Annotated in this window: 19 protein-coding genes; 9 read left to right on the top strand and 10 right to left on the bottom strand. The window is 65.2% G+C overall.

All coding sequences use genetic code 11. The annotated features are described in order from the left end of the window. Window positions 1–96: 96 nt before the first annotated feature. The 6 genes from RMP10_RS20525 to RMP10_RS20550 all read right to left on the bottom strand — a co-directional run bounded on the left by RMP10_RS20525 (window position 97) and on the right by RMP10_RS20550 (window position 7,610). Complete coding sequence (locus tag RMP10_RS20525) at window positions 97–798, bottom strand: pentapeptide repeat-containing protein (protein ID WP_310571952.1); 702 nt, start codon at window positions 796–798, stop codon at window positions 97–99. A gap of 116 nt (window positions 799–914) precedes the next feature. Beyond that, window positions 915–2,255, bottom strand: coding sequence for a hypothetical protein (locus tag RMP10_RS20530; protein ID WP_310571953.1), 1,341 nt, complete (start codon window positions 2,253–2,255; stop codon window positions 915–917). 19 nt (window positions 2,256–2,274) lie between these two features. Beyond that, on the bottom strand, window positions 2,275–3,969 hold the full coding sequence (locus RMP10_RS20535; RefSeq protein ID WP_310571954.1) for a S8 family peptidase: 1,695 nt from the start codon (window positions 3,967–3,969) through the stop codon (window positions 2,275–2,277). A gap of 152 nt (window positions 3,970–4,121) precedes the next feature. Then, on the bottom strand, window positions 4,122–5,645 hold the full coding sequence (locus RMP10_RS20540) for a right-handed parallel beta-helix repeat-containing protein (protein WP_310571956.1): 1,524 nt from the start codon (window positions 5,643–5,645) through the stop codon (window positions 4,122–4,124). A gap of 298 nt (window positions 5,646–5,943) precedes the next feature. Then, window positions 5,944–7,101: an asparaginase gene (locus tag RMP10_RS20545; RefSeq protein WP_309671068.1), complete on the bottom strand. Its 1,158-nt coding sequence runs from the start codon at window positions 7,099–7,101 to the stop codon at window positions 5,944–5,946. An 8-nt stretch (window positions 7,102–7,109) separates the two neighbouring features. Further along, window positions 7,110–7,610: a hypothetical protein gene (locus RMP10_RS20550; protein ID WP_310571958.1), complete on the bottom strand. Its 501-nt coding sequence runs from the start codon at window positions 7,608–7,610 to the stop codon at window positions 7,110–7,112. A gap of 66 nt (window positions 7,611–7,676) precedes the next feature. Between RMP10_RS20550 and argG the strand changes: the two genes are divergently transcribed. Together argG and RMP10_RS20560 are read left to right on the top strand one after the other, a co-directional pair. Continuing rightward, a complete protein-coding gene (gene argG / locus RMP10_RS20555) occupies window positions 7,677–9,011 on the top strand; it encodes an argininosuccinate synthase (RefSeq protein WP_310571959.1) in 1,335 nt (444 codons plus the stop codon). Window positions 9,012–9,103: 92 nt separating this feature from the next. Continuing rightward, the gene (locus RMP10_RS20560; protein WP_310571961.1) at window positions 9,104–9,502 is read left to right on the top strand and encodes a GxxExxY protein; all 399 of its coding nucleotides are present in this window, start codon (window positions 9,104–9,106) and stop codon (window positions 9,500–9,502) included. A gap of 163 nt (window positions 9,503–9,665) precedes the next feature. Here the strand turns inward: RMP10_RS20560 and RMP10_RS20565 are convergent, their stop codons facing one another. Further along, entirely contained in the window at window positions 9,666–10,439 is a 774-nt protein-coding gene (locus RMP10_RS20565; RefSeq protein ID WP_310571962.1) for a VOC family protein, read from the bottom strand. Between the two features lie 143 nt (window positions 10,440–10,582). On the opposite strand from RMP10_RS20565, the gene RMP10_RS20570 reads away from it, so the two are divergent. The 5 genes from RMP10_RS20570 (at window position 10,583) to RMP10_RS20590 (ending at window position 18,672) form a co-directional block, all read left to right on the top strand. Continuing rightward, window positions 10,583–11,281: a hypothetical protein gene (locus tag RMP10_RS20570; RefSeq protein WP_309669618.1), complete on the top strand. Its 699-nt coding sequence runs from the start codon at window positions 10,583–10,585 to the stop codon at window positions 11,279–11,281. Window positions 11,282–11,287: 6 nt separating this feature from the next. After that, entirely contained in the window at window positions 11,288–12,214 is a 927-nt protein-coding gene (locus tag RMP10_RS20575; protein ID WP_310571963.1) for a 2-dehydropantoate 2-reductase, read from the top strand. 276 nt (window positions 12,215–12,490) lie between these two features. After that, window positions 12,491–15,061, top strand: a complete 2,571-nt coding sequence (locus tag RMP10_RS20580; protein WP_310571964.1) for a DUF1592 domain-containing protein — start codon at window positions 12,491–12,493, stop codon at window positions 15,059–15,061. A 24-nt stretch (window positions 15,062–15,085) separates the two neighbouring features. Further along, window positions 15,086–16,486: a DUF1552 domain-containing protein gene (locus RMP10_RS20585; protein ID WP_309669615.1), complete on the top strand. Its 1,401-nt coding sequence runs from the start codon at window positions 15,086–15,088 to the stop codon at window positions 16,484–16,486. A gap of 8 nt (window positions 16,487–16,494) precedes the next feature. Continuing rightward, window positions 16,495–18,672: an ankyrin repeat domain-containing protein gene (locus tag RMP10_RS20590; RefSeq protein WP_310571965.1), complete on the top strand. Its 2,178-nt coding sequence runs from the start codon at window positions 16,495–16,497 to the stop codon at window positions 18,670–18,672. 18 nt (window positions 18,673–18,690) lie between these two features. On the opposite strand, the gene RMP10_RS20595 is transcribed toward RMP10_RS20590, so the two are convergent. Beyond that, window positions 18,691–19,719, bottom strand: coding sequence for a hypothetical protein (locus tag RMP10_RS20595; protein ID WP_310571966.1), 1,029 nt, complete (start codon window positions 19,717–19,719; stop codon window positions 18,691–18,693). A 173-nt stretch (window positions 19,720–19,892) separates the two neighbouring features. On the opposite strand from RMP10_RS20595, the gene RMP10_RS20600 reads away from it, so the two are divergent. Then, window positions 19,893–20,897: a creatininase family protein gene (locus RMP10_RS20600; RefSeq protein ID WP_310571967.1), complete on the top strand. Its 1,005-nt coding sequence runs from the start codon at window positions 19,893–19,895 to the stop codon at window positions 20,895–20,897. Between the two features lie 96 nt (window positions 20,898–20,993). Here RMP10_RS20600 and RMP10_RS20605 read toward each other — a convergent pair whose 3' ends face one another. Beyond that, window positions 20,994–21,362, bottom strand: a complete 369-nt coding sequence (locus tag RMP10_RS20605; protein WP_310572018.1) for an MBL fold metallo-hydrolase — start codon at window positions 21,360–21,362, stop codon at window positions 20,994–20,996. A 10-nt stretch (window positions 21,363–21,372) separates the two neighbouring features. Here RMP10_RS20605 and RMP10_RS20610 point away from each other — a divergent pair, with 10 nt between their 5' ends. Continuing rightward, complete coding sequence (locus RMP10_RS20610; RefSeq protein WP_310571968.1) at window positions 21,373–21,840, top strand: hypothetical protein; 468 nt, start codon at window positions 21,373–21,375, stop codon at window positions 21,838–21,840. A gap of 70 nt (window positions 21,841–21,910) precedes the next feature. On the opposite strand, the gene RMP10_RS20615 is transcribed toward RMP10_RS20610, so the two are convergent. Beyond that, window positions 21,911–23,260 carry a hypothetical protein gene (locus RMP10_RS20615; protein WP_310571969.1) on the bottom strand — a complete coding sequence of 450 codons (1,350 nt, stop codon included), beginning with the start codon at window positions 23,258–23,260 and terminating at the stop codon, window positions 21,911–21,913. Window positions 23,261–23,269 lie beyond the last annotated feature (9 nt).

Consider the following 23,269-nt stretch of genomic DNA (forward strand, 5'->3'; position numbering starts at 1 on the left):
GAATTCACTCCTCGTGTATCGAACCGAATCACAGATCGGTATGCGCCACGTCTCGGCCGCGTCACGGCAATGTGACGACTGCGAGATCGGTCGGGCTCAGACGGCGCGAAACTGGGTTGAAAAGTTCTCGGCTGACATGTCTTCAATGACCGCATCGCCCTCGGCGCCCTGCTCGACGGCCCATTCGCGAAATCCGTGCGGCGCCCGCTGTATGTCCTGCAGGCGAGCGTAATTCACGGCGGCGATCTCTCGCCAGCCGACGAGATCGGCGAGGTCGGCGCGCAGTAGCGACGCCGCGGAAAAGCGCGCACCCGCTACTCGCGCGCCCTGCAGCATGGTTCCCTCGAGCTGAGCGGCGCTCAAGTTGGCCCCTTCGAGATTGACATGCTTCATGTTGGCGCCGGAGAGAAGCGCTCCCTGCAGGTTGGCGTCTTTGAAGCTGGCGTGCGCAAGGTCCGCACCGCGCAGATCAACGCCCACCAACCAAGCTCCATCCACGTTGACGCCGGCCAGTGATTGGGTATTGCGCGCGAGGTTGGTCAGCGCGTCAATGCGTCCGCCGCTCCCACCCTTGCCTTGCGCGCTGTTCACTACCAACCAAGCCTGATAATTGGAGTCGAGCAGTTCCTGCGATTCTCGCACTTTGTCGGCGGCCAATCGCTCCCGGCGATTGGCCCAGAATTGATATGCGCCAAAGACGAAGACAATGATCTGCCAGAACTTGACGAAGTCCGCGAGGAAGTCGATGACGGTGAGCGAGTTCGGCGCCACCGCAGTGCTCTGAAGGAGTACATACATCAGTGCAGTTTGCAGATGGGGCTACGCGCCGGACAGCTGATTCGTGCCTCGTGACCTACCCGTGACAGACGGTGCGGGGGCTGACTGATCGATTCCGGGTGACGACGAGCGCCGTTTTACGTCGCCGCCACCGCGCACGCCACCGCGTAGGTGACTTCCGCGTTGGTCACATCGCCGTGATCCTTGATGCGGCCGCCGCTACCATCGAGGTTGTTCACCACGCGCGGCGCATAGACATAGGGCGTACCCACACTGCCCAACGGTTGGGTCGTCGCCTCGTCGGTGCGTTGTGTGCCATTGCGACCGATGCCGCCGTACTGGTCATCCTTGTCGCCGACGGCTTTGGCGTTGTCGCCGCCCAGGCGCGACGAGATGGCGTACGCTTTGCCCACCACCGTGTCCTGATACGAGAACGTGGAGATGAACGGCCCCTTCACGATCTGCTGTTCGATGACATCGCGGAAGAATCCGCGATCGCCGTGTCCGTTGTCGTGACTCAGTCCGTAGTGCGAGAACGCCGCCTCCAACAGTGAGAGCGAGTCGGGTTGCACGGCGGGATCGTCGCACAACGCCTTCGCGCATGCCGCCATGCACCGACCGCCCAGACTGTGGCCGATCAAGTGGATGCGCAGTGACGGGTGACGCGCCTTGAGATCGCGCACGGCCGCCGCCACGCCGTTCGCCCCCACGGTGCCCGAGCGGTTCTTCATCATGTACCACGTGGTGAGGTTGAGCACCTGTCCCACGCGACCGGCGATCGACTTGAGCGCGCCGCCGATGAACAGCGGAGCGCCGGCTCCGCCGGACGTGCCACCGTCTACGGCCATCACGCCGCCGTCGCCATCACGGCGCACCGTGGGGAGAATGATCGGCGACTTGAGCTTGGCGAATAGTTCAGAACCGCGCTGGGCCGCCACCTGGTCGAACCCCTCGGTAGGATCGGCGTCAGCGCTGTCGGCCAGCGACAACAGCAGCGACACGAACTGATCCTGTTTCGCCGTGCTGTCTTCCAGATGATCGAGCAACGCCAAGGCGCGGTCCACCGTGCCACGCTGCGCATCGTTCACGTCGTCGCGCAACTCCATGAGTTCACCCCGCGCGTCGTCGAGTGCCACGGCCTCGCGTTCTTCGAGCTGCTGCGCTTCGCCGTCGTCCTTGCCGGGGCCTTCGGAGAAGGCTTTTGACGGCCAGAAGATGCCGGCGGCCGCGTAGCGGCGCGACGCCAGCGCGGGGGCGAGCTCGCTCCGCGTGATGTGCGCGCTGAAGTTCTGCAGGAACTGCTCGTACAACCGGCGCGCTTCCACGGCGTTGTTGCGAAAGCCATGCGCAATCACGAGCAGATCGGTGGTGCCCGCCGATTGCAGGTGCGCATGCAGCGTGTCCAGCGCCGCCGACCGGAGCACGCCGTGCTGGTCGTACTCGAGCGCGATGAACGGAAAGCCGCCCAGTGTTTCCATGGTGAATCTCCGTGAAGGATTAGACGGCCTGCAGCGTCTTCATCAGATCGAGCAGTCCGTGGCCCTGAAAGGCCGGCTCTCGACCAAGATCGATGGCATTCATCAGGAACAGTGATTTCACGCGCTCCGGCTGACCGATGAACTCCGTGCGCACCGACAGGAACGCGGCCGCGGCGCCCGACACGTGTGGCGCTGCCATGCTGGTGCCGGTCTGCTCGCAGTACAGCACCATGCCGCGTTCCAGCGCGCGTTCGGCCGACTCGGATGGCTCCGACAGCGTGGTGCCTTCCGGCGCGTGCGCCGTCATCCCCGGCGCGGTGGTCACCGCACCGGCCTCAGCATCGGACACCGACACGGGTGTGCTCGTATCGCGACCGAATCGTTCGCGCTCGCGGCCGGCGGCGCAGGAGCGGATGCGTTCACCAGGGGCAAGCAGATCCGGCTTGCGTCGGCCGTCGCCGGTGGGACCACGCGAGGAGAAGTACGACACGCCGTACGTATGCGGCATGTCGCGGTGCGTCGACCCCACCGTGATCGCCAGCTCGGCGTTGCCCGGATCGGTGATGCTGAGATTACGGTAGCTACTTTCTTCCACACCAGCGCCCGTGATGTACGACGAGTACCCGCTGTTTCCCGCCGAGACGACCACGCACACCCCCGACTTCACGAGTCGGTTTACTTCGGAGCAAATGGGGCTCTGTCCGCAGGCAAACCAGCGTGGGTCGAAATCATACCCGATGCTCATGTTCACGCCGTGTACGAGCAGTCGTCGGCCGTACTGATTCCAGCGCTGAATGTCCTCGAGCGCGCTCAGCACCCAACTGACCTTGCCCTGTCCGCGCGTCTGCCTGTGGTCGTCGGTACGCGTGACGTCGGCGATCACCTTCAAGCTCACCAACTTGGCCAGCGGCGCGACCCCGCTGATCGACGTGAGGGCCTCCCGCGCCACGATCGGTTTCTCATCGTCGCGATCGCCGCCGCTCACGTCACGCACTTCGGTGCCGACGACGAGCAGTCCCTCCTTCTCTTCCGTATTCCAGTGTCCGGCGATGATGCCGCTCACATGCGACCCGTGCCCCAGTCGATCGACCAACGCCGACGGCGCACCGCCGCGCACCGGCACCGACGGATCGACCGCGGCTGCGAACACGTCGCCATCGGGTGTGTAGTCGCGATTCTCGACCGGCCCGCGGATCGCCAGCGTGTCGATCTTGCCGTGCACACTCTGCTTTTCGGCGAAGTGCACGTGACTGCCGTCAATACCAGAATCGAGCACCGCCCACACGATGCCCTGACCAAGGGCGTGGAAGGAGCGCTGCGCGGCGTCGGCCTTCACGGTTGTGAGTGATCGGGTGAGCGTGACAGCGATATCGCTGTCTTCCCAGATTCGATACACCACCGCGTCGTTCCGGCGATTCGCCGCGTTGAGCTCCTGCGATGCCGACGCGAGGCGGCGGATGCGATCGGCCGACAGCCGTGCGAACACGTAGTTCGACACCGAGCTGAACCGGACCTTCCACAGCTTCGCCTGCTTTTCGACCACGGCGAGTGCGCCCTCGAGCCCGTCGCCGTAGAACTCGTTGAGCTCGATGATGACGTCGAACTGCTCGCGGGAGCGGCCTTGAATCCTGGACAGCAGCGGTTCGGTCACGATCGACCGCATCATGTCCTTTCGCATCGCCATTCGCGCGCGCTCGTACGCGTCGTCAGTCATCCTGCATCCTCAATCGCGCAAGGTGAACCACGTTCGCGCCGTCATTCGCGAACACTCGCGACCAATACGAACGTCCGTCACCATGAACTGTCAAGAGTAAAGCATGCGACGCGCATCTCGCAACGTATGACGCGCGCCGCATTTGGCGGTGACTACTTTGCCCAGTTCAGCTTGATGGCCGTGCTGCTGTTGAACGGCACGACGCCACCGCCCGCCGCGGCGAGCTTTACCGTGGCGGTACCGTTCGTGAATGCGCCACTCGCGGGCACGGTGAACGCGCTCCACAATCCGGTACCACCTGCGCAGGTGGCCTGCACCGGTGTGCTCGCCCTGAGCACGAAGGTGACTTTGCCGCTCTTCTGCGTCTGCTCGACGGTCGCCGTGAACGACACCGGGCCGTCCACACTGCAGGTGACCTTGCCGTTGATCAGCACGACACCGGTCTTGCTGTTGATCGTGCCGCTGGCGGAGGTGGTGGGCGTCACGGCCAGCTGGATCGGCTCTTCGATGGAGCCGAGATCGCACGCACCACCCACCGGACGCGCGGCCCCACGCTGATCCACGCTCACGAGGCACGACGGTGCGGCATTGATCGCGGGGCTGCCGGCCAGCAGATGGTGCACGGCGGTAAGGCCGTCGACGGCGAGTGGCGCGAGTCTGGCGTCGGCGATGATTGCGGGCGCGCCGTTCAGCGAACAGCTGCTGTCAGAGAATGCGTTCGCGCCCTCGAGCATGATCGACGCGCCCAGTCCGCAGTTCGCGATCGGCGAGCTGAAGATCGAGTTACGCGCGATGATCGTCGCATCGAGCTGCACGCTGCTGCCCGAGCTATTCCCGACCACGGTGCTGTGCTCCAGGGTCACGCCATCGGCCGCGTAGAGATTGCTCCCAGTCGGCGCGCTGTTACCGGACAGCGTCGAGTTGCGGATGACAACCTGATCGGCCGCATACACACCGCCGCCGATTCCCGCACTGTTGTCGCTGATGGTGCTGCCCGTCACGGTCACTTCGCCGAGCGCGCGAATTCCGCCGCCGCTCATCGCCGAGCTGTTGCCACTGATCGTCGAGTTCGTGATCGTCGCGTTCGAGCCATACTCGACCGCAATGCCGCCGGCCGCCGACGATGACGTGTTGTTTCGGACGACCGTGCGCAGGACACTCAGCGAACCGGCCATGACAGCGACGCCGCCGCCGAACTCGCCTTCGTTTCCTGCGACAATACAGTCTTCAAGCTGGACCGTGCCGCGGAGGATCGTGATGCCACTGGCCTTGCCGCCCGTGATGGTGACGCGCTTCATCGTGAGGACTTCCGGGCCATACTTTCCGTACATCAGCACGACCATCGTATTCGCGGTCGCTCTGAGCGTAATGCCGCCAGTTGGCCCCTCGATCACAGTGCTCGCGTCAACGCGCAAGCCGTCTGTGATATCGATCGTCGCGCCGCTGAGTGACGGATCGAAGGTGATCGCGTCGCCGCTCAGGGCGGTCGCGATCGCCTCACGCAGCGACCCCGCTCCGTCGTTGTTGGCATTCGTGACCACGATGGTCGTGCCCGCCAGCGTGCGGCGCGCCGCAAGCTCGGGTTGCGTCGCGACACTGGGATCGCCGCACGCCGCGAGCGTGGCGAGGATGGCGCCGATCACGGCGCGGCAGAGGAACTTCGACGGTACGCGCATATGCTGGGTTTCCGGTCCGAGTGATGGAGGCGAAGCGCGCCCTGCCTGCGGGTGCGGACGAACGCAGCTCACCGATACAATGAGGCGGCGGTCCGGTGCGAATCGGCTCATGGTTCTTCGGGCAGCGCACCCGCGAGGACCCGCGGCGGTGATGCCCTACTCAGAGATCGGAAAGCGTCGACGGGACCCGACACCGTCGCGGCACGCATTTTCATTTTCGGCACATTACAGCAGATCGACCGCTCGTCCCGGCGCGGTCACCCCATGACGTCCGGGTTCGCGCCGGGGTCGGGCTCCCTCAGTACCGCAGGAAGTACCGCTGGATCTCGAGGGGGTCTTTCGTCCGCGTCAGCGCCACCATCAACAGAATGCGCGCCTTTGCCGGCGTGAGGTGCTGCGCGGTGACCATTGCCGGTGCTGGCGGCACCCGTACGGAGTCGGGGCGCGCGGCGGCGCTGTCGCCCGGCACTGCCGGGCGCGCCTCCACACGCGCCTCGGGCCGAGACGCATCGGGATCGCGTGCGGCACTCATGTTGTCGCCGTAGGCGAATACCGTGGCCACGACCACGCCCGCCCGGCGCAACGCCGTGAACACCTCCGATTCCGCGCGGGTCATGCCGTTCGTGGCCACCGCCACACCGGCTGGTTGTCCATCGAAGCGCGGACCGGTGCCGCCGGGATACGAGTACGCGAGCTCCACCCGCGGCAGTGAATCCACCTTCCGCATGTCAAACTCGCTGTCCTCGCCGTGACGACGCGTGGGCGCGAACAGGAAGTCCGGTCCGTTGCCGCCCACCACGCCCAGCATTCCCATCTCGCCACCGCTGAATCCCCCCGTGCGCTGATAGATCTTGCGCACTTCGCGGGCCGAGATGATGCGGTCGTCCATGACGACCATCACGCCTTTGCCCTTGGCCTGCGGCGCGACGGCCACCCGCACCGCGGCGAGCAGATTGATCGGCCCGTCGGGGCTGATGCCGGTGGCCGGTCGCTGCGCACCAACCACGATCACCGGCTTGTCGGACCGCACCGTGAGATAGAGAAAGAACGCCGTCTCCTCGAGTCGATCGGTGCCGTGCGTGACGACCACGCCGGCCAGATCATCGCGATCCTTCAGCACCTTCTCCACCCGCTTCGACAGCGCCAGCCACTGCGCCGGCGTGATCGACGTACTGGGCACATTCGAGAACTGCTCGGTCTCGATCTGCGCGAAGCGCGTGAGCTCCGGCACTGACGCGATGATCTGTTCGGCAGTGAGCGTACCGGCGCGGTAGCTGCCCAGCGAGCCCGGGGCGTCCTGCACGCCGGCGATGGTGCCGCCGGTGGCGATCAGCAGCACCTTGGGAAGGCGCGTGTTCGGCTTCGGGGTGTCCGACGTCTGTGCCTGCAGCGCGACCGCCGTCGCGAGCAGCAGGGCAAGGCATCGCATGGGCGCGCGGAAGCGGGTCAGTGGCATGGCCAACATCATAGAGGAATGCGGGTGTAGGTGGCGAAGGTGACGCCGGTGGTTTTTCCGTCCGCATCTTGGCGCATGTAGATCACGGCGATGGTCTGATAGTCGGGCGAGAGGACATTGGTCAGTCGCTGCGTCACGCGACCGTTGTTCGTGTTCACGATTTCGTTCACCAGCGAACTGATAGGCCGGACCGCCGCATGCGTCTGACTGGCGTTGCCGGTCACGGGCATGGCGCGGCCGTCGAAGTCGGTGGCGTACGACCACCGCGTGGTGTCGCCGCGCGCGTTCACCGCCTGGATGGTGACCTTCATGCCGCTGGGTCCCAACGCCTCGTACGTCATGATGTTGCTGGCGGGGGCTGGCGCGTCGGACTTGAGGAGCCACCGTCCAAAGCGTGGGTTGGACGTCTGGGCGCACGCGTCCCGTGCGCCGACGAAGAGCAGGGCGGTGAGCAGGAGCTGTTTCCACGGCAGAGGCATCGGCGCGCTCACGAGAAGGGGTGCGGCCATTCTGCACCCGGTCGGTGTATTTTGCGAGTCTGTTCCGCATCCCTGACCGTTCAGCCAGAGCTCTCCGTGGCCAATATCCTGCAGCGACTTCCTGTCGGCGAAAAAGTCGGCATCGCCTTTTCCGGTGGTCTCGACACCAGCGCCGCCCTGCATTGGATGCGCGAGAAGGGCGCCGTGCCGTACGCCTACACGGCGAACCTGGGACAGCCCGACGAAACGGACTACGACGAGATCCCGCGCAAGGCGATGGCGTACGGCGCCGAGAAGGCCCGGCTCATCGAGTGCCGCGCGAATCTGGTGGCCGAAGGACTGGCGGCGCTGCAGTGCGGCGCCTTTCACATCACCACCGCCGGCGCCACGTACTTCAACACCACGCCGCTGGGTCGCGCGGTCACGGGCACGATGCTCGTGGCGGCCATGCGTGAAGACGACGTCAACATCTGGGGCGACGGCAGCACGTTCAAGGGCAACGACATCGAGCGGTTCTATCGCTACGGCTTGCTCACGAACCCGTCACTCAAGGTGTACAAGCCCTGGCTCGATCAGCAGTTCATCGACGAACTCGGCGGCCGCACGGAGATGTCGGAGTATCTCATCAAGAGCGGCTTCGACTACAAGATGAGCACCGAGAAGGCGTACTCCACCGACTCGAACATTCTGGGCGCCACGCACGAAGCAAAGGATCTCGAGTTCCTGAACAAGGGCATGCACATCGTGCAGCCGATCATGGGCGTGGCGCACTGGCGCGACGACGTGGAGGTGCAGCGCGAGACGGTCACGATCAAGTTCGTGGAAGGCTATCCGGTCGCGATCAACGGACAGGAATTCGGCAGCGCACTCGAACTGTTCATGGAAGCGAACGTGATCGGCGGTCGTCATGGACTCGGCATGTCCGACCAGATCGAAAACCGCATCATCGAAGCGAAGAGCCGCGGCATCTACGAAGCGCCGGGTCTCGCGCTGCTGTACATCGCCTACGAGCGCCTGGTCACGGGCATTCACAACGAAGACACGATCGAGCAGTACCGCATGAACGGCAAGAAGCTCGGCCGCTTGCTGTATCAGGGCCGCTGGCTCGACCCGCAGTCGCTGATGCTGCGCGAGTCGGCGCAGCGCTGGGTGGCGAAAGCGGTCACGGGCGACGTGACGATCGAACTACGTCGCGGCAATGACTATTCGATCATGGACACGAACAGCCCGAATCTCACGTACAAGCCCGAGCGCCTCACGATGGAGCGCGGCGAAGCCTTCTTCACGCCGCTCGATCGCATCGGTCAGCTCACGATGCGCAATCTCGACATCATGGACACGCGCGAAAAGCTCGTCGTGTACACCGGCGTCGGCCTGCTGCAGTCCAGCGGCGCGACGGGCGTCCCGCAGCTGCCCAGCGGCGAAAAGTAGCTCATCGTGACGCCGCGCTGACGGCGTTGTGGCAGAGTGAACGGGCCGATCACCACCGGGTGATCGGCCCGTTTTCATTTCGCCTACGAGCCATGATCGAACTGCTGCACGGCGACATCACCCACGAAATCATCGGCGCGTTCTATGACACGTACAACGCGCTCGGCTGGGGCTATCCGGAAAGCATCTATGCGAATGCAGTGCCGATCTACCTGGCGAAGCGTCGGATGCATTTCGCGCGCGAGGTGGCATTCCCCGTCATCCTCGAGGGCGTCGCACTCGGTGAGTTTCGGGCCGATCTCGTCGTGGCAGGAACAGTGATTGTCGAGCTGAAAGCCTGCGAACTGATCGTCGCCGCGCACGAAGCGCAGTTGATCAGCTATCTCAAAGCGTCGAACTGCAACATCGGGCTGCTGCTGAACTTCGGCCCGAAGGCCGAGCTGCGCCGCATCATCTGGACCGATGATTTCCGTGTGCTGAAGGATCGCTAATAGCGGGAACACGGAGTGAACGGATTGCACCGATCACACAGATAAACGAACGGCGATGAACCGCGCGCTTTTCATCAAGCGGTTGCTTATCTGTGTGATCGGTGCGATCCGTCGACTCCGTGTTCCCGCTGTTGCTGTTGCCGTTGCTGTTCGCAACAAGCGGTCAATCGTTCTCGCTCATATACGAGAACACCGCCCCCTGCGCATCCTGGGCCACGATGATCTTGCCGTACGGACTCGGGATCGGCCCGTTTACGATCTTGCCGCCGTGTCTCACGAGCGCGGCATTGGCGGCGGAGAGCGAGTCGACGGCGAAGTACGGCATCCAGTAGGGCGGGATGCCTTCCCAGGCGGCGTCCATTTGCATCACGCCGGCGACGGCGGGTTCGCCGTCGTGGAGGATGTAGTACTCGACGGCGTCGCCGGGGAGGCGTTGCGACGTGAGGTTGAACACCGCCGTGTAGAACGCCGCGTTGGCCGCGGCATTGCGGCACGCGACTTCCGTCCACGCCATCGCGCCGTGCTCGCCTTCAATGCCCGCGCCCGTGAAGGAGCCGTGCTCCCAGAGGCCGAACACCGCGCCACCGGGATCGATCGCGATCGCCATGCGCCCCAGGTCGGGCGGGATCGCCATGGGCGGCACCATCACCGTGCCGCCGGCGGCCGTGATGCGGGCGAGCGTCGCGTCGGCGTCGGTGACGCCGAAGTACACCGTCCAGGCGACCGGGGCGGTCTCCTGTCCCGGCATCTTCGGCGCGATCGCCGCCGCCGGGATCCCTTTGGCAAAAGCCATGGTGTAAAAGCCCAGCTCGGCCGGTGAGTCGCCGAACGTCCAGCCGAACAGCTCGGCGTACAGCGCCTTGGCGGAGGCGAGGTCGGTCGTCGACAAATCGAACCAGACCGGCCGATTGATGAGGCGCTCCGTTAGGACGGGCATCAAAATCTCCAGCGAATGTGACACAACCGGGTCTCGGAATACGCCCTACCCTATCGCCAATCGATTCCCTGCGCAAACATTCACATATGCCGACTCGCCGCCATTCGCGGTCGGTCCCACCGAATCACATCAGGAGTATTCCGATGAAGCGTACGATGCAGGTCGCGCTCGCGACCGCCGCCCTCGCCCTCGTGCCACAGCTCGTGCAGGCGCAGGAGATGGAGAAGTCCACCGCCGTGAAGGGTGGCATCCAGATGAAAGGCTGGATGGGCAAAGTAGACGGCAAAGAAGCGAAGGCTGGACTGACCGTCGACAGCGCCAAGTTCGTGGCGATGGGCCCGGGAATGCACGCCACGACCGGCCCGGCGATCACGTACTGGAACCCCGAGATGAAGGGGAAGGGCGATTACGTCGTGAAGGCCACGTTCTCCGAGCGCGAGTATATGGGCCTCAACAACCATCCGCACCCGTACGGCATCGTCATGGGCGGGAACGACATGGGGACGGACAACGAGAGCTACCTGTACTGCGCCGCCTACGGCAACGGCAACTTCATTGTGCGCGGCATGGGCCCGGCACCGTTCCAGATGAACGGTCGTGGCGGCACCAGCGAGGCCGTGCACAAGGCCGAAGCGAAGGGCAAGCCGGTGACGCAGGAAATCGCCATGCAGGTGAAGGGCGACAAGGTCTCGTGCATCATCAACGGCACCGAAGTGGCCAGCTACAGCAAGACCGAGCTGGTGGCCGCCGGCAAGCTCAAGAGCACGGATGGCGTGGTCGGTTTCCGCATGGGTCACAACACCGATGCGCACATCGCCGGCTTCTCGATCGGCAAGCCGTGAGTGCGTGTGAGTAATACCGACACGGCGGCGCGCCAGCTGGATCGGCTGCGCGTCGCCGTCGTCGGGGCGGGTGCCATCGGCGGCGTGCTCGGTGCCCGTCTGCAGCAGGCTGGCCACGATGTGGTCTTCATCGCGCGCGGCGCCACGCTGGCGGCGCTGCAGGCACGCGGCCTTGTGCTTGAAAGCATCGACGGCGACCTCACGCTGCCCTCGGTGCAGGCGACCCATGATCCCGCCACGGTAGGTGTCGTCGACGTGGTACTCGTGTGCGTGAAGGCCACGCAGATCGCGAACCTTGCGCCCTCGCTCCGGCCACTGGTCGGGCCAGGCACGGCGGTGATTCCCGTCCAGAACGGGGTCGAGGCCAGCCAACTGCTGGCCGCCGAGCTGGGTGAGGCCAACGTGCTCGAGGGGCTGGGTCGGGTGCTGGTCGAGCAGGTGGCCCCCGGGCACATCCGCCACACGGCCGTGACGCCGATCATCGAGTTCGGCCCACGGGCCGGTGCGCCGGTGCATTCGGCGGCCTACGCGCAGATCTCCCGGTTTGCCGAGGCCCTGCGTGGTGCCGGACTGGTCGCGCAGATGCCCGACGACATGGGCGTGGCGCAGTGGGAGAAATTCCTGTTCATCGAGCCCATCGGCGCCGTCGGCGCCGCGGCGCGCGTATCGTTCGGTGTCGTACGATCGGTGCCGGCGTCGCGGGCGTTGCTCGATGCGGCGCTGCACGAAGTGCGAAACGTGGGTCGGGCCGTTGGTGTCACGTGGCCAGCCGACGCGATCGACCGCGTCTGGGCCCGCTACGATAGTCTGCCGGCGGACGGTTCGACGTCGCTGCAACGCGATCTCATGGCCGCCCGCCCGTCGGAATTCGAAGCGCAAACGGGCGCCGTGGTGCGCATCGGACGTGCGCATGGCGTGCCCGCCGGTGCATGACGTGCTGTACGCGGTGCTGCTGCCGACGGCGCAGAGTGCCATGCACTGACGTTCGGTTACGGAACTGAACCATGTCACGCGCGGTGATCGTCTATTAGACGGTCACCGCGCGTTGTTCGCGGGTCACGATCGTCAGCACGTGCATTGCAACGATTCTCAGCGACTTTCACAATCCCGACGTAATTTTCATGGATATCCGGCCCCCTTCCTGCCGGATCATCGAACGAGTTGGCTGGGCGACGTCATCGTACGTCGCAGTCTTCAGGAGTAGCCGGCATGAAGCTTCTGCTCGCGTTGTCTGGAATGATCACGTCGGTGACGATGATGGCATCGTCCTCGCCGTTGTCCGATCCGGTCATCACCACATCCACGACCCCGTCCTCGCGCCCTGCAGGCGCGACGTCGGTGTCCACAACGACTGGCACACGGCCCAACGGCCGCATGCCCGCCACGCATCCGGTGTTGCATCCGATGCGCGCCACCAACACCACGGGGCGCGCGTTCACGCGCGAATCCGCCGGTGCGCGCGGCATCACGATGGGTGCGCTCGACGATGTCGTGCAGCGCTACTGCGCCGGCTGCCACAATCCCACGCAGCGTCGCGGTAATCTCGATCTCAAGAGCTACTCGGTGACGTCGGCCAATGCCGCGTTGCCGACCTCGGAGAAGATGATCCGCAAGCTGCGCGCGCAGATGATGCCGCCGCCGGGATCGAAGCGCCCGACCGGCGACACCCTCGATGCGCTGGTGGAAACGCTCGAACGCGTGGTCGATGGTGCGGCGCCGGTGAATCCCGGCACGCGCACTTTCCAGCGGTTGAATCGCCCCGAGTATGAGCGCGTGATCCGCGACCTGCTCGGGCTCGAAGTGACGTCCGGCGATTGGCTGCCGCTCGACACCAAGAGCGCGAACTTCGACAACATCTCCGACGTGCAATCGCTGTCGCCGACGTTGCTGGAGGGCTACCTCAATGCCGCCGCCGCCGTGAGCCGCATGGCGATCGGTGATCGCAAGGCGCCGGTCGGTCAGGCCACGTACAAGACGTCGCCGTTCGCGTCGCAGCATCCGTGGGATCATGTGGACGGCACGCCGTACGGCACGCGCGGCGGCCTGGTGCTGCTGCACACCTTCCCGGCCGATGGTGAGTACGAGTTCCGTCTCAACGTCGGTGGCGGCGTCGGTCGCCCGGTGGAAGACCTTGACATCTCCATCGACGGCGAGCGCGTGGCGCTGTTGCGCTACGATCGTGGTATTGCGCGCAACGGCGAATCAGCCGACGCGCCGTTGGGCGCCGACTTCATTCGCAGCGAACCGATCAAGGTGAAGGCAGGACAGCGGAAAGTGTCCGTCGCGTTCGCGAAGTCGGCCGAAGGACCGTACGAAGATCTCATCAAGCCACATGAATGGTCGCGCGCTTCGAGCGGCACCGGCGCCGCCGGCACCACCGAGCCGCCGCCGCTCATGGAAGTGTTCGTCGCCGGCCCGTATCGCGTCACCGGCGTGTCCGACTCGCCCAGCCGCAAGCGCATCTTCAGCTGCGCACCAACGGCCGCCGCACAGCAGCGCGCCTGCGCGGAGCAGATCTTCACGCGCCTGGGCACGCGCGCCTATCGTCGCCCGCTCACGGCGAACGACAAGGCGAGCTTGATGAAGTTCTATGAGCAGGGCGCCAAGAACGGCGGTGACAACGCGTTTGAAGAAGGCGTGCGACTCGGGCTGCAGGCGATGCTCGCCAGCCCGTACTTCGTGTTCCGCTTCGAAAAGGAGCCCACCACCACGGCGGCGGGCACCGACTACAGGATTGACGATCTCGAACTCGCCACGCGGTTGTCCTTTTTCTTGTGGAGCACGATTCCCGACGATCGCCTGCTGGCCTCAGCGCGCGCGAAGACGCTGCACACACCGGCCGTGTTTCAGGCGCAGGTGAAGCGCATGTTAGCCGATCCGCGTGCGGATGCATTGGCCACCCGCTTTGCCGCGCAGTGGCTGCGATTGCAGGATCTCGAGAAGGTGCACCCCGACGCGTTCCTCTTTCCCGACTTCGACCTGAAGCTCGCGCAGAGCATGCAGCGCGAAACGGAGTTGTTCTTCGAAGACGTCGTGAGCAACGATCGCAGCGTGCTCACGATGTTCTCGGCCGAGTCGACCTTCGTGAACGAGCGACTGGCGAAGCACTACGGCATTCCCAACGTGACCGGTGAAGGCTTTCGCAAAGTCGCGTACGCCGACGACCAGCGTCGTGGCGTGCTCGGACACGGCAGCGTGCTGGTGCAGACGTCGCTGGGCAACCGCACGTCGCCGGTGCTCCGTGGCAAGTGGGTGATGGAAGTGCTGCTCGGCACGCCGCCGCCGCCGCCGCCGCCCAACGTGCCGGACCTCGAACAGACGCAGGGATCGAAGGAAGGCAAGCAGCTCACGACGCGCGAACGCATGGAACTGCACCGTGCGAATCCGACCTGTCGCTCGTGCCACAACTTCATGGATCCGATCGGCCTCGCGCTCGACAACTTCGACGTGACCGGCAAGCTGCGCTATCGCGAGAACGGCGCGCTGCTCGATACGCGCGGTCAGCTGTACGACGGCACGGCGCTGACCACGCCGATCGATCTCAGCAAAGCGCTGCTGAAGCGGCCGTTGCCGCTGATGCGCAACTTCACCGAGAACCTGATGGCGTACGCGTTGGGCCGTCGCGTTGAAGACTACGATCAGACCACGGTGCGCACGATTACGCGTGACGCCGAGCGCAACAAGTACAAGTTCTCGTCGTTCGTGATGGGTGTGGTGAACAGCAAGGCCTTCCATAGCAAGCGCGCCGAGCCGGTCTCGGCTGATGCGTCTCATAACTGATCCGACTTCCACGGAGATTGACCCATGTCGTTCATGACGCAGAAAGCCCTCCCTCGCCGCACCTTCCTCCGGAACATGAGTGCCGTCATCGCACTCCCGTATCTCGATGCGATGGAACCGGCCGGCCGTTTCCTGGCCAAGGTGGGGGGCGCCGGTGCGCCGCTCACTGGTCACAAGCGCCTCGTGACCATTGAATCGGTGCATGGTGCCGCCGGCTCGAACACCTGGGGCGCCTCGAAGTATCTGTGGGCCCCAAAGGGAGTCGGTCGCGACTTCACGCTGAATCCGGACGGCGCGCTGGCGCCGATGGAAGCGTGGAAGCACAAGATGTCGATCATCAGCAACACCGACGTGCGCATGGCCGAGGCGTTCGACGCGCAGGAGATCGGCGGTGACCACTTCCGCTCCAGCGCGGTGTTCCTCACGCAGTCGCATCCGAAGCAGACGCAGGGCTCCGATCTGTACGTCGGCACGTCGTTCGACCAGATCGTCGCGCGCAAGATCGGACAGGACACGCCGATCCCGTCGATGCAGCTGTGCATCGAGAATCTGGACCAGGCCGGCGGCTGCTACTACAACTACGCCTGCGCCTACACCGACACGATCAGCTGGGCCTCGCCCACGGAACCGCTGCCGATGATCCGCAATCCGCGTGCGGCGTTCGATCTGCTGTTCGGTGCCGGCACGAGCAACGCCGACCGTTCGGCTCGTCGCAAGGACAACGGCAGCATTCTCGACTGGGTCGTCGGTGAGATGTCGTCGCTGAAGCGCGAACTGGGTGCCACCGATCGCCGTCGTGTCGATCAGTATCTCGAGAACGTGCGCGAACTCGAGCGTCGCATTCAGAAGGTCGAAGCGAAGAACGTGAGCGGCGACGAGCGTCTGCTGCCTGAAGCGCCAGCCGGTGTGCCCGATTCGTTCGAAGAGCACATGAAGTTGATGTTCGACATCCAGGTGCTGGCGTTCCAGTCGGACATGACGCGCGTGTTCTCGTTCAAGACCGGTCGTGACGCGTCCAGCCGCACGTTCCCGGAATCAGGCTCGAACAAGGGCTTTCACCCGGCGTCGCACCATGGTGGACGCGAGTCGGCGATTCTCGAGTTCAGTCAGATCAATCGCTATCACATGTCGATGCTGCCGTACTTCCTGCAGCGTTTGCAGGACACCAAGGAAGGTGATGGCACGATGCTCGACAATACCACGATCCTGTACGGCTCGCCGATGGCCGACGCAAACATCCATAACCATCGCCGCTGCCCGCTGCTGCTGATGGGTGGCGACAGCACGTTCGTGCCGGGTGGCACGCACCTGCGCGCGCCGGACGGCACACCGATGGCCGACGTGATGCTCTCGCTGCTGCACAAGTACAACATCGACGTGCCGAGCTTTGGTGACAGTCTGTCGCCGTTCGCGCTCTACGCCTGAGACGAACCATGATCGATCGAAACGGAGTCCTGGTCGGTGTGGCGGGTGCGCTCGTGCTGTTGTCGGGCGCGCTCTCGCCGATGGCGGCACAGGATACGAAATCGGTAGTGCGGGTGGCCGCCGCCAAGTCTGAAACGACGCCAGCCACCCGGGTCGCACCCTCAGTGGCCGACGCGGCGATGCAGGGCGACATCGCGAAGGTGCGCGCGTTGCTCGCGCAGCAGAGCGATGTGAACGTAGCCCAAGGTGATGGCATGACCGCGTTGCATTGGGCCGCCGATCGTGGGGATGCCGCGATGACGGCGCTGCTGCTGCGTTCCGGCGCCAAGCTCACGGGCACGACGAAGAACGGCGGCTACGCACCGCTGCACGTGGCCGCGCGAGCCGGACACGGCGCGATCGTGCAGGCGTTGATGGCTGCCGGCGCCGATGCGAAGTCGCTCACCGCCACGGGTGCGACCGCGATGCACCTCGCGGCTGCGGCCGGTGATGCGGCGTCGGTGAAGGCGTTGTTGGCGAAGAAGGCCGATCCCAATGCGCGCGAATCGGCGTGGGGGCAAACGCCGCTGATGTTCGCGGCGGCGGAGAATCGTGGCGAGGCGGCGCGTGCGCTGCTGGCCGGCGGTGCCGATCCATCGATCCGCACGAAGATGGTGGATCTCACTGAAGAGCTGGCGCGTCAGCAGGCCGCAGCCAAGAAGCGCAATGAAGTGCTCTTCTCGTATCTGCCGCAGAAGACGCGCGATTCGATCATTGATGCTTCGGCCAAGGCGGCTGAGAAGTTGATGGCCGATGCGGCGGCCGCGCGCAATCGTGCGGCGGCAACGGCGGGGATGGCCGTACCGGCGGCGGCGGCGGCGGCTCCGGCTCCAGCGGCTGTCGCGGCGTCGGCGCCCGCGGCCGCAGGAGCGGCAACGCCAGCAGCAGCGACTCCAGCTGTCGCGGCGGCACCCGCGCCCAAAGCTGACCCCGCGTTACGCGGCTACAAGATCGGCGTCGCCGCGCCTCCGACGAATGACCTCACGCCGGCGCAGATCCAGCAGGCGATCGAAGCCGGTCGTGCGCTCTTCTCGTCAGGTCCGGTGGCCAAGACCACCGAGTCGGCCGAGCTGTTCGAAGGCCAGGTGGCTGGCTACGAGGCGACGGTGGGCAGCATGGGTGGTATGACGGCGCTGCATCATGCGGCGCGTCAGGGCAACATCGATGCGGCGCTAGCCATCCTCGATGGCGGTGCGAAGATCGATGAAGTCACCACGAGTGACAGCACCACTGCGCTGCTCATGGCGGCGATCAACGGTCACTTCGATCTGGCGATGGCGCTCGTGAAGCGCGGCGCGAATGTGAAGATCGGCAGCGTCGCTGGCCTCACGCCGCTGTACGCGGCACTCAACACGATGTGGGCGCCGCGCTCGCGCTATCCGCAGCCGCAGGCGGTGCAGACGCAGAAGGTCACGCACATCGAACTGATGGACGCGATGCTGACCGCCGGTGCGGATCCCAACGTGCGTCTCAAGAAGAACCTGTGGTTCTTCGCTTTCAACAACTGCGGCAACGCCAACTGCGGTCTCGAAGCGCTCGACGGAACGACGCCCTTCTGGCGTGCCACGTATGCGGTCGACGTGGAAGCGATGAAGTTGCTCAAGGATCGCGGCGCGATTGATACGTTGCCGTCGGTTCGTCCGGTGGCGGCCAATCGCGCGAACCGTGCCCGAATCGCGGGTGGCGCTGGCGGCGCCGGTGGCCCGGGAGAACTTCCAGCGCAGTTCGTGATGCCGCCCGACATCGACTCGGCATCGAAGGCCGTGCCCCCCGGCATCGGCATTTATCCGGTGCACGCCGCCGCCGGTGTCGGCTATGGCAACGGTTTCGCCGGCAATTCACATCGGCACGCCGCCGATGGCTGGATGCCGGCCATGAAGTACCTCGTGGAAGTGCTCCATGTCGACGTCAATCAACGCGATGTAAACGGATACACGCCGTTGCATCACGCCGCCGCGCGCGGCGACAACGACATGATCAAGTATCTCGTTAGCAAGGGCGCCGACGTGAAAGCCGTGGCTCGCAACGGCATGACCACGGTGGATATGGCCAACGGTCCCGTGCAGCGGTTGCGCCCATTCCCCGAGACGATCCAGTTACTCGAGAAGATGGGCGCCAAGAACAGCCATCGGTGCGTGGCCTGTTGATACGTCGCGCCTGAATCGCTACGGCTTCTTCTCCCCCGCGAGGAGGAGCCCGATGTGATCCTGCGCCTGCTGCAGCGCGCCCTCACCGTCGCCCCAGCCGACACGACCGTCGGCGTTGTTGTCGGAGCCGGCGATCAGCTGATCGCACATTGATACCAGCTGCGACACGAGCGCCGCCGCGGCCGCGGCGGTGGTTGCCCCCTGAATCTGCTTGGCGATCGCGATCGCCTGATCGCCCCGCGCCATCGCGCTCCGCGCGGCCGTCGCGATGTGCACCGCGTGCGTCTTCACGTTCGCCGACGCGGTCGGCTCCTTGGCCGCGAGCTCCACGTGCTGTGCAATGCCGCCAGCCGCGCGCTTCATCCCGAAGCCCTTGCCGGGGCCACTGGCCGCCTGCGTGGGGTCGATCGCATGAATCACATGCCCCGCGTGCGTCTGCATAGACTGCAGGTTGTCCGGCGTGCGGGCGGCAAAGGCGGCATGCTGCGCGGCAATCTTCGCCTCGACCAACGCCATCGGCAGGAAGCCCGACTTGTCGGGCGTGTCCATGAAGCTCGAAACCACATGACCCACGTGCGTACCGACCAGACCGGGCGGCAGTGACGACGCGGCCACGGCACCCGGCGCCAGCGGTGCGGCCGCGACAACACCCGGCAGCGGTGCGCCAGTAACAACCGACAGGATGCTGTCGAACTGCGCGCGCAGTGTCGCGTTGCTGCTGACGAGAAAGCGACGCTTCGAGAAGACGGAGTCGGCCATCCCCTTCTTGGCGAGGGCCTCGGTGATCATCGCGCGCTTCTTCTGCTGCAGCTCGAGCTGCGCCTCCTTCGTCTTGTTCTTCTGCTGGGCCGCCTTGTTGTCGCTTGAATCGTGTATGGCGGACACGACCAGGTGCGCTTCCACCAAAGCCCGCACTTCGGCGAGCGTGAGAGTGGGGGCAGACGCGGGAGCGCTGCCCGTGCTCTGCGCGGCGAGCGGCGTGGCGGCGAAGACGGCAGCCGTGCATGTCAGCGCCAGAACGGCGCGCGGGCGGACAGGGAAGGCCATGGTCCGGGAGGTGGGAGTCGATCGGGGGCACGTCGTTCACGCGCCCTGCGACACTATACGCACTCGACGCGCACTCCGCTCTGGCGAAGTTTCGATTTCGGCGGCATCGTCTCGCATCCAGTCACGTACCACCCCCGAGTACCCCCACCGTTCAACTGTTCCGAGGCACCGCCATGACCCGAGGCATTCTCTCGCGCACTCCACGTCGCGTCGAGCACCGCGCCTTGCTCCGCGTCTCGATCCTGGGCGCCGCGCTGGCCAGCGCCGTGGCATCCGTGGCGCTCAGCAGCACCGCCAGCGCGCAGGGTGGTCCGCCAACCGAGGCTCAGCGTGATCCACGCAACCGAGGCGGCGGTACGTGCACCGCCAATCCGTACAACTGCGTCGATGCCGTGAATCCGCTCCCCGCGCCGAACACGGTGTGGATCGAAGAGATGACCTGGATGGACGTGCGTGACGCGCTGAAGGCGGGGAAGACCACGGCGATTATCGCCACCGGCGGTATGGAGCCGAACGGTCCGTGGTTGGTGACGGGCAAGCACAACTATGTGCTGCACACTAACTGCGAAGCGATCGCCTGGAAGCTCGGCAATGCCCTGTGCGCACCGATCGTCAAATTCGTGCCCGAAGGCAACATCAGTCCGGCCAGCGGTCACATGGCGTCGCCGGGAACGATCAGTATGCGTGAAGAGACGTTCCGCATGCTGCTCACGGATCTCGTGCATAGCCTCAAGGCACACGGCTTCACTCGCATCATTCTGATCGGTGACAGCGGCGGCAACCAGTCGGGACAGCGCTGGGTGGCCGACTCGCTCACGAAGATCTGGCAGGGTGCGCCGATCGTGGCGCACATTCAGGAGTATTACGACTACGCCAGCGTGGCGAAGCACATGGAGCAGTTCGGCGTCAACCAGACGGTGGCCGAAGGACTGCACGATGATGCGGAAATCTCGCTCAACATGTTCATCGACGATCCGAAGTCCATTCGCTACGATGCACGCGCGAAGGCGAAGAAGCTGACGATCAACGGCGTCTCGCTCGCCGACCGCAAGAAGGCGACCGAGTGGGCGAAGCAGATCGTGGAGTTCCGCACCAAGGTCACGATCGATGCCATCGAGAAGGCCACGGCCAACAAGGGAACGTTGCCGGCCCCGCCGCGTCGCACCGGCGGAAACTAGGTGGCGCGCGCGAAGGCCCGGCCTAGGATGCGTGTCGTCGTGATGTGCTTCGGCACGACGACACGCAACACCGGGTGGCGCCGAACAAAACGACATTCATCGCGTCGCTCCGGCCCACCACGACGTGGCCGGCAATACGCTACCAATCGTGATCGCTTCACCGGGACGCGGCGTGACGATCGTGATCTGTTGCGCGGCCCCGGCGCGCGTGAGCCGATCGATCGGTTCGCGCCACGAGTGATAGGCGAGATTGAACAGTCCGCAGTGCACCGGCAACAGCGTGCTCCCACGAAGCGTGCTGTGCGCGGTGATCGCTTGCTCGGGCGTGAGATGCCAGTCGGGCCAGGCATCGCCGTACGCGCCGATTTGTATGAGGGTGACGTGGAAGGGGCCAAGCTTTCCGCCGATCTCTTGGAAGGCCGGCATCATGCCCGTGTCGCCGGTTTGGCGACCGAAACCGAGTATCTTTCACGACATGCCGACTTTCCGCTCCACCCGTGAGCACGCGCTGCTCGTCCTGGCCAGCCTCGTGCTCGCTGCCTGCGCGGGGGACGGCGCGCCGGTTCCCGAGCCGAAAGCCGACGCGCCGATCGTGACGTCGCTGCCGCAGTTGCCCCAGTTACCGACGGAGTTGCGCCCCGTGGTGCCTCCCGACCTTGACCTCGCCTTCGGTACGGATTCCGTCCTGGTCACCATCTCGGTCGAGCCGGGCGCGCGGGTGAATGCCCTGCTGCCCCCCGTCATCGATGCCGGAGACGGTCGCCGCTTCCTGCTGCGCGCACCCACCGTCACCGCAGACAGCGCCTACTTCGTAGAGCGCGCATCCGTCACCATTCCGCGTTCAGCGCTCCCCATTCGCGGCACGCTGCGCACGAGCTTCTGTCGCAGTGACGAACGACTCTGTCGCAGCACCGAGCGCGCTGTGGTGCTCGAGGATCGGTAACGGCGAACAGCAGGAACACGGATCCGGCGCAATCCGTGTTCCGGCTGTTGCAGTTGCCGAACTCGCAGACCTACCTAGCCCGCGCTCGCTCCAACTTGGTCGTCATGCCTTCACGCACCGCGAGAATCACCACGCCACCAGCGCCGAAGCCGACGATCGTGCGGTTCTCCGGAATCTGCACACGGTCGACCACTTCACCCTTGGCGTTGACCACGTCGTACACCGCGCCACCGGGCGTCGGCTTGGTCGCTATGGTTCGTATCCAGATGTTGCCGTCGTCGTCCGCCTTCGCGCTCGTCGCGAAGAACGCCGGCTGGTAGTCGGGTAGTTCGCTCGGCGACACGTAGTTGATCTGCGGTGCCATGATCTGCGGGGCCGCCCCACCACCCGGAGTGCCACCGGGACCGCCGCGTGATTCAAAACGCATCACCATCTGCGGCGCCGCACCACCAGCACCGCCGCCGGTGCCGAGGGCAGCGCCGAACGCCGCCGCCATCGCGTTGCCTTGACCCGGATTGGCCGCCGCCGCGCGATCGCGAATCGCCTTCACGGAATCGATCAGGGCCACCTTTTGCTCATCGGACAGACGCTTCCAGTCGAACGCCATCTTCGGCGACGAGCGATGCGTGCCATCGGGCGACATCCAGTCCACGTGATAATCCTTTCCGCGAATGAGCGCGACGTCTCCAGTCGAGGTCACGACCCAGTCGTCCACCACCGGCAACGGATTCACCTCGATCGAAATGCTGATCTTCCCGTCGTCGCTGCGTGTCATGTTGGTGTTCGTCTTCGGGATCTTGATGAACCCCACCGTGTCCACCGCGCGCGACTGCAGATTCACGCGCACGATCGCCATCGTGTCGGCCACCGACGGCATGGTGGGCGCACCGGTCGGTCCCATCTGCATGCGGAACCCCGGCATGCCGCGATAGACGAGGTAGCCGTTGCTGTAGTACGCGCCGGTGCCGAGTCCGCCAGCCGCCAGCATCATCGCATCCTGCGAGCGCGGCACCGACATCACCCGACCGATCTTGCCGGCAGGGTCGATCACCAGCATCGACAGCGAGGCGGCGTCGACGAAGAGCGTCGAGTCGCCGCGATACGCGATCAGGCTACCCGAGCGCGGGCCGTAGGCGTTGGCCGTGCTGCTCGTGGAGTCGGCCACAATGCTGATGAGCTTGAACGTCGAGTCCACCAGGAGCACGCGTCGGCTCGTGGCATCGTTAATCAGCAGTCGGCCGCCGGGCAACGCACGTACGTTGTTGATCGTGCCGAGCGAATCGGTGGTGGACGCGTGAACGGCACCGAGCGGACGAATCGGCGGACGTGCTTGCGCGCTGGCGGTCGAGGCCACCGCAGCGAACACGGTCGGTAGCGCGAGCATCGGACGCGCGAGCAGCCGCGCGAAGGTGAGAGTCATGACTGGAGT

The sequence above is a fragment of the Gemmatimonas sp. genome (assembly GCF_031426495.1).
Lineage (GTDB): Bacteria > Gemmatimonadota > Gemmatimonadetes > Gemmatimonadales > Gemmatimonadaceae > Gemmatimonas.

Excerpts from the sequence above, each read along its gene's own strand:
- RMP10_RS20595 (WP_310571966.1), bottom strand. The coding sequence starts at position 19,719 with ATGGCCTTCCCTGTCCGCCCGCGCGCCGTTCTGGCGCTGACATGCACG.
- RMP10_RS20560 (WP_310571961.1), top strand. The coding sequence starts at position 9,104 with ATGATCGAACTGCTGCACGGCGACATCACCCACGAAATCATCGGCGCG.
- RMP10_RS20540 (WP_310571956.1), bottom strand. The coding sequence starts at position 5,645 with ATGCGCGTACCGTCGAAGTTCCTCTGCCGCGCCGTGATCGGCGCCATC.
- RMP10_RS20550 (WP_310571958.1), bottom strand. The coding sequence starts at position 7,610 with ATGGCCGCACCCCTTCTCGTGAGCGCGCCGATGCCTCTGCCGTGGAAA.
- RMP10_RS20590 (WP_310571965.1), top strand. The coding sequence starts at position 16,495 with ATGATCGATCGAAACGGAGTCCTGGTCGGTGTGGCGGGTGCGCTCGTG.
- RMP10_RS20610 (WP_310571968.1), top strand. The coding sequence starts at position 21,373 with ATGCCGACTTTCCGCTCCACCCGTGAGCACGCGCTGCTCGTCCTGGCC.
- RMP10_RS20535 (WP_310571954.1), bottom strand. The coding sequence starts at position 3,969 with ATGACTGACGACGCGTACGAGCGCGCGCGAATGGCGATGCGAAAGGAC.
- RMP10_RS20585 (WP_309669615.1), top strand. The coding sequence starts at position 15,086 with ATGTCGTTCATGACGCAGAAAGCCCTCCCTCGCCGCACCTTCCTCCGG.
- RMP10_RS20565 (WP_310571962.1), bottom strand. The coding sequence starts at position 10,439 with ATGCCCGTCCTAACGGAGCGCCTCATCAATCGGCCGGTCTGGTTCGAT.
- RMP10_RS20530 (WP_310571953.1), bottom strand. The coding sequence starts at position 2,255 with ATGGAAACACTGGGCGGCTTTCCGTTCATCGCGCTCGAGTACGACCAG.
- RMP10_RS20580 (WP_310571964.1), top strand. The coding sequence starts at position 12,491 with ATGAAGCTTCTGCTCGCGTTGTCTGGAATGATCACGTCGGTGACGATG.
- RMP10_RS20545 (WP_309671068.1), bottom strand. The coding sequence starts at position 7,101 with ATGCCACTGACCCGCTTCCGCGCGCCCATGCGATGCCTTGCCCTGCTG.
- RMP10_RS20600 (WP_310571967.1), top strand. The coding sequence starts at position 19,893 with ATGACCCGAGGCATTCTCTCGCGCACTCCACGTCGCGTCGAGCACCGC.
- RMP10_RS20525 (WP_310571952.1), bottom strand. The coding sequence starts at position 798 with ATGTATGTACTCCTTCAGAGCACTGCGGTGGCGCCGAACTCGCTCACC.
- RMP10_RS20570 (WP_309669618.1), top strand. The coding sequence starts at position 10,583 with ATGAAGCGTACGATGCAGGTCGCGCTCGCGACCGCCGCCCTCGCCCTC.
- RMP10_RS20615 (WP_310571969.1), bottom strand. The coding sequence starts at position 23,260 with ATGACTCTCACCTTCGCGCGGCTGCTCGCGCGTCCGATGCTCGCGCTA.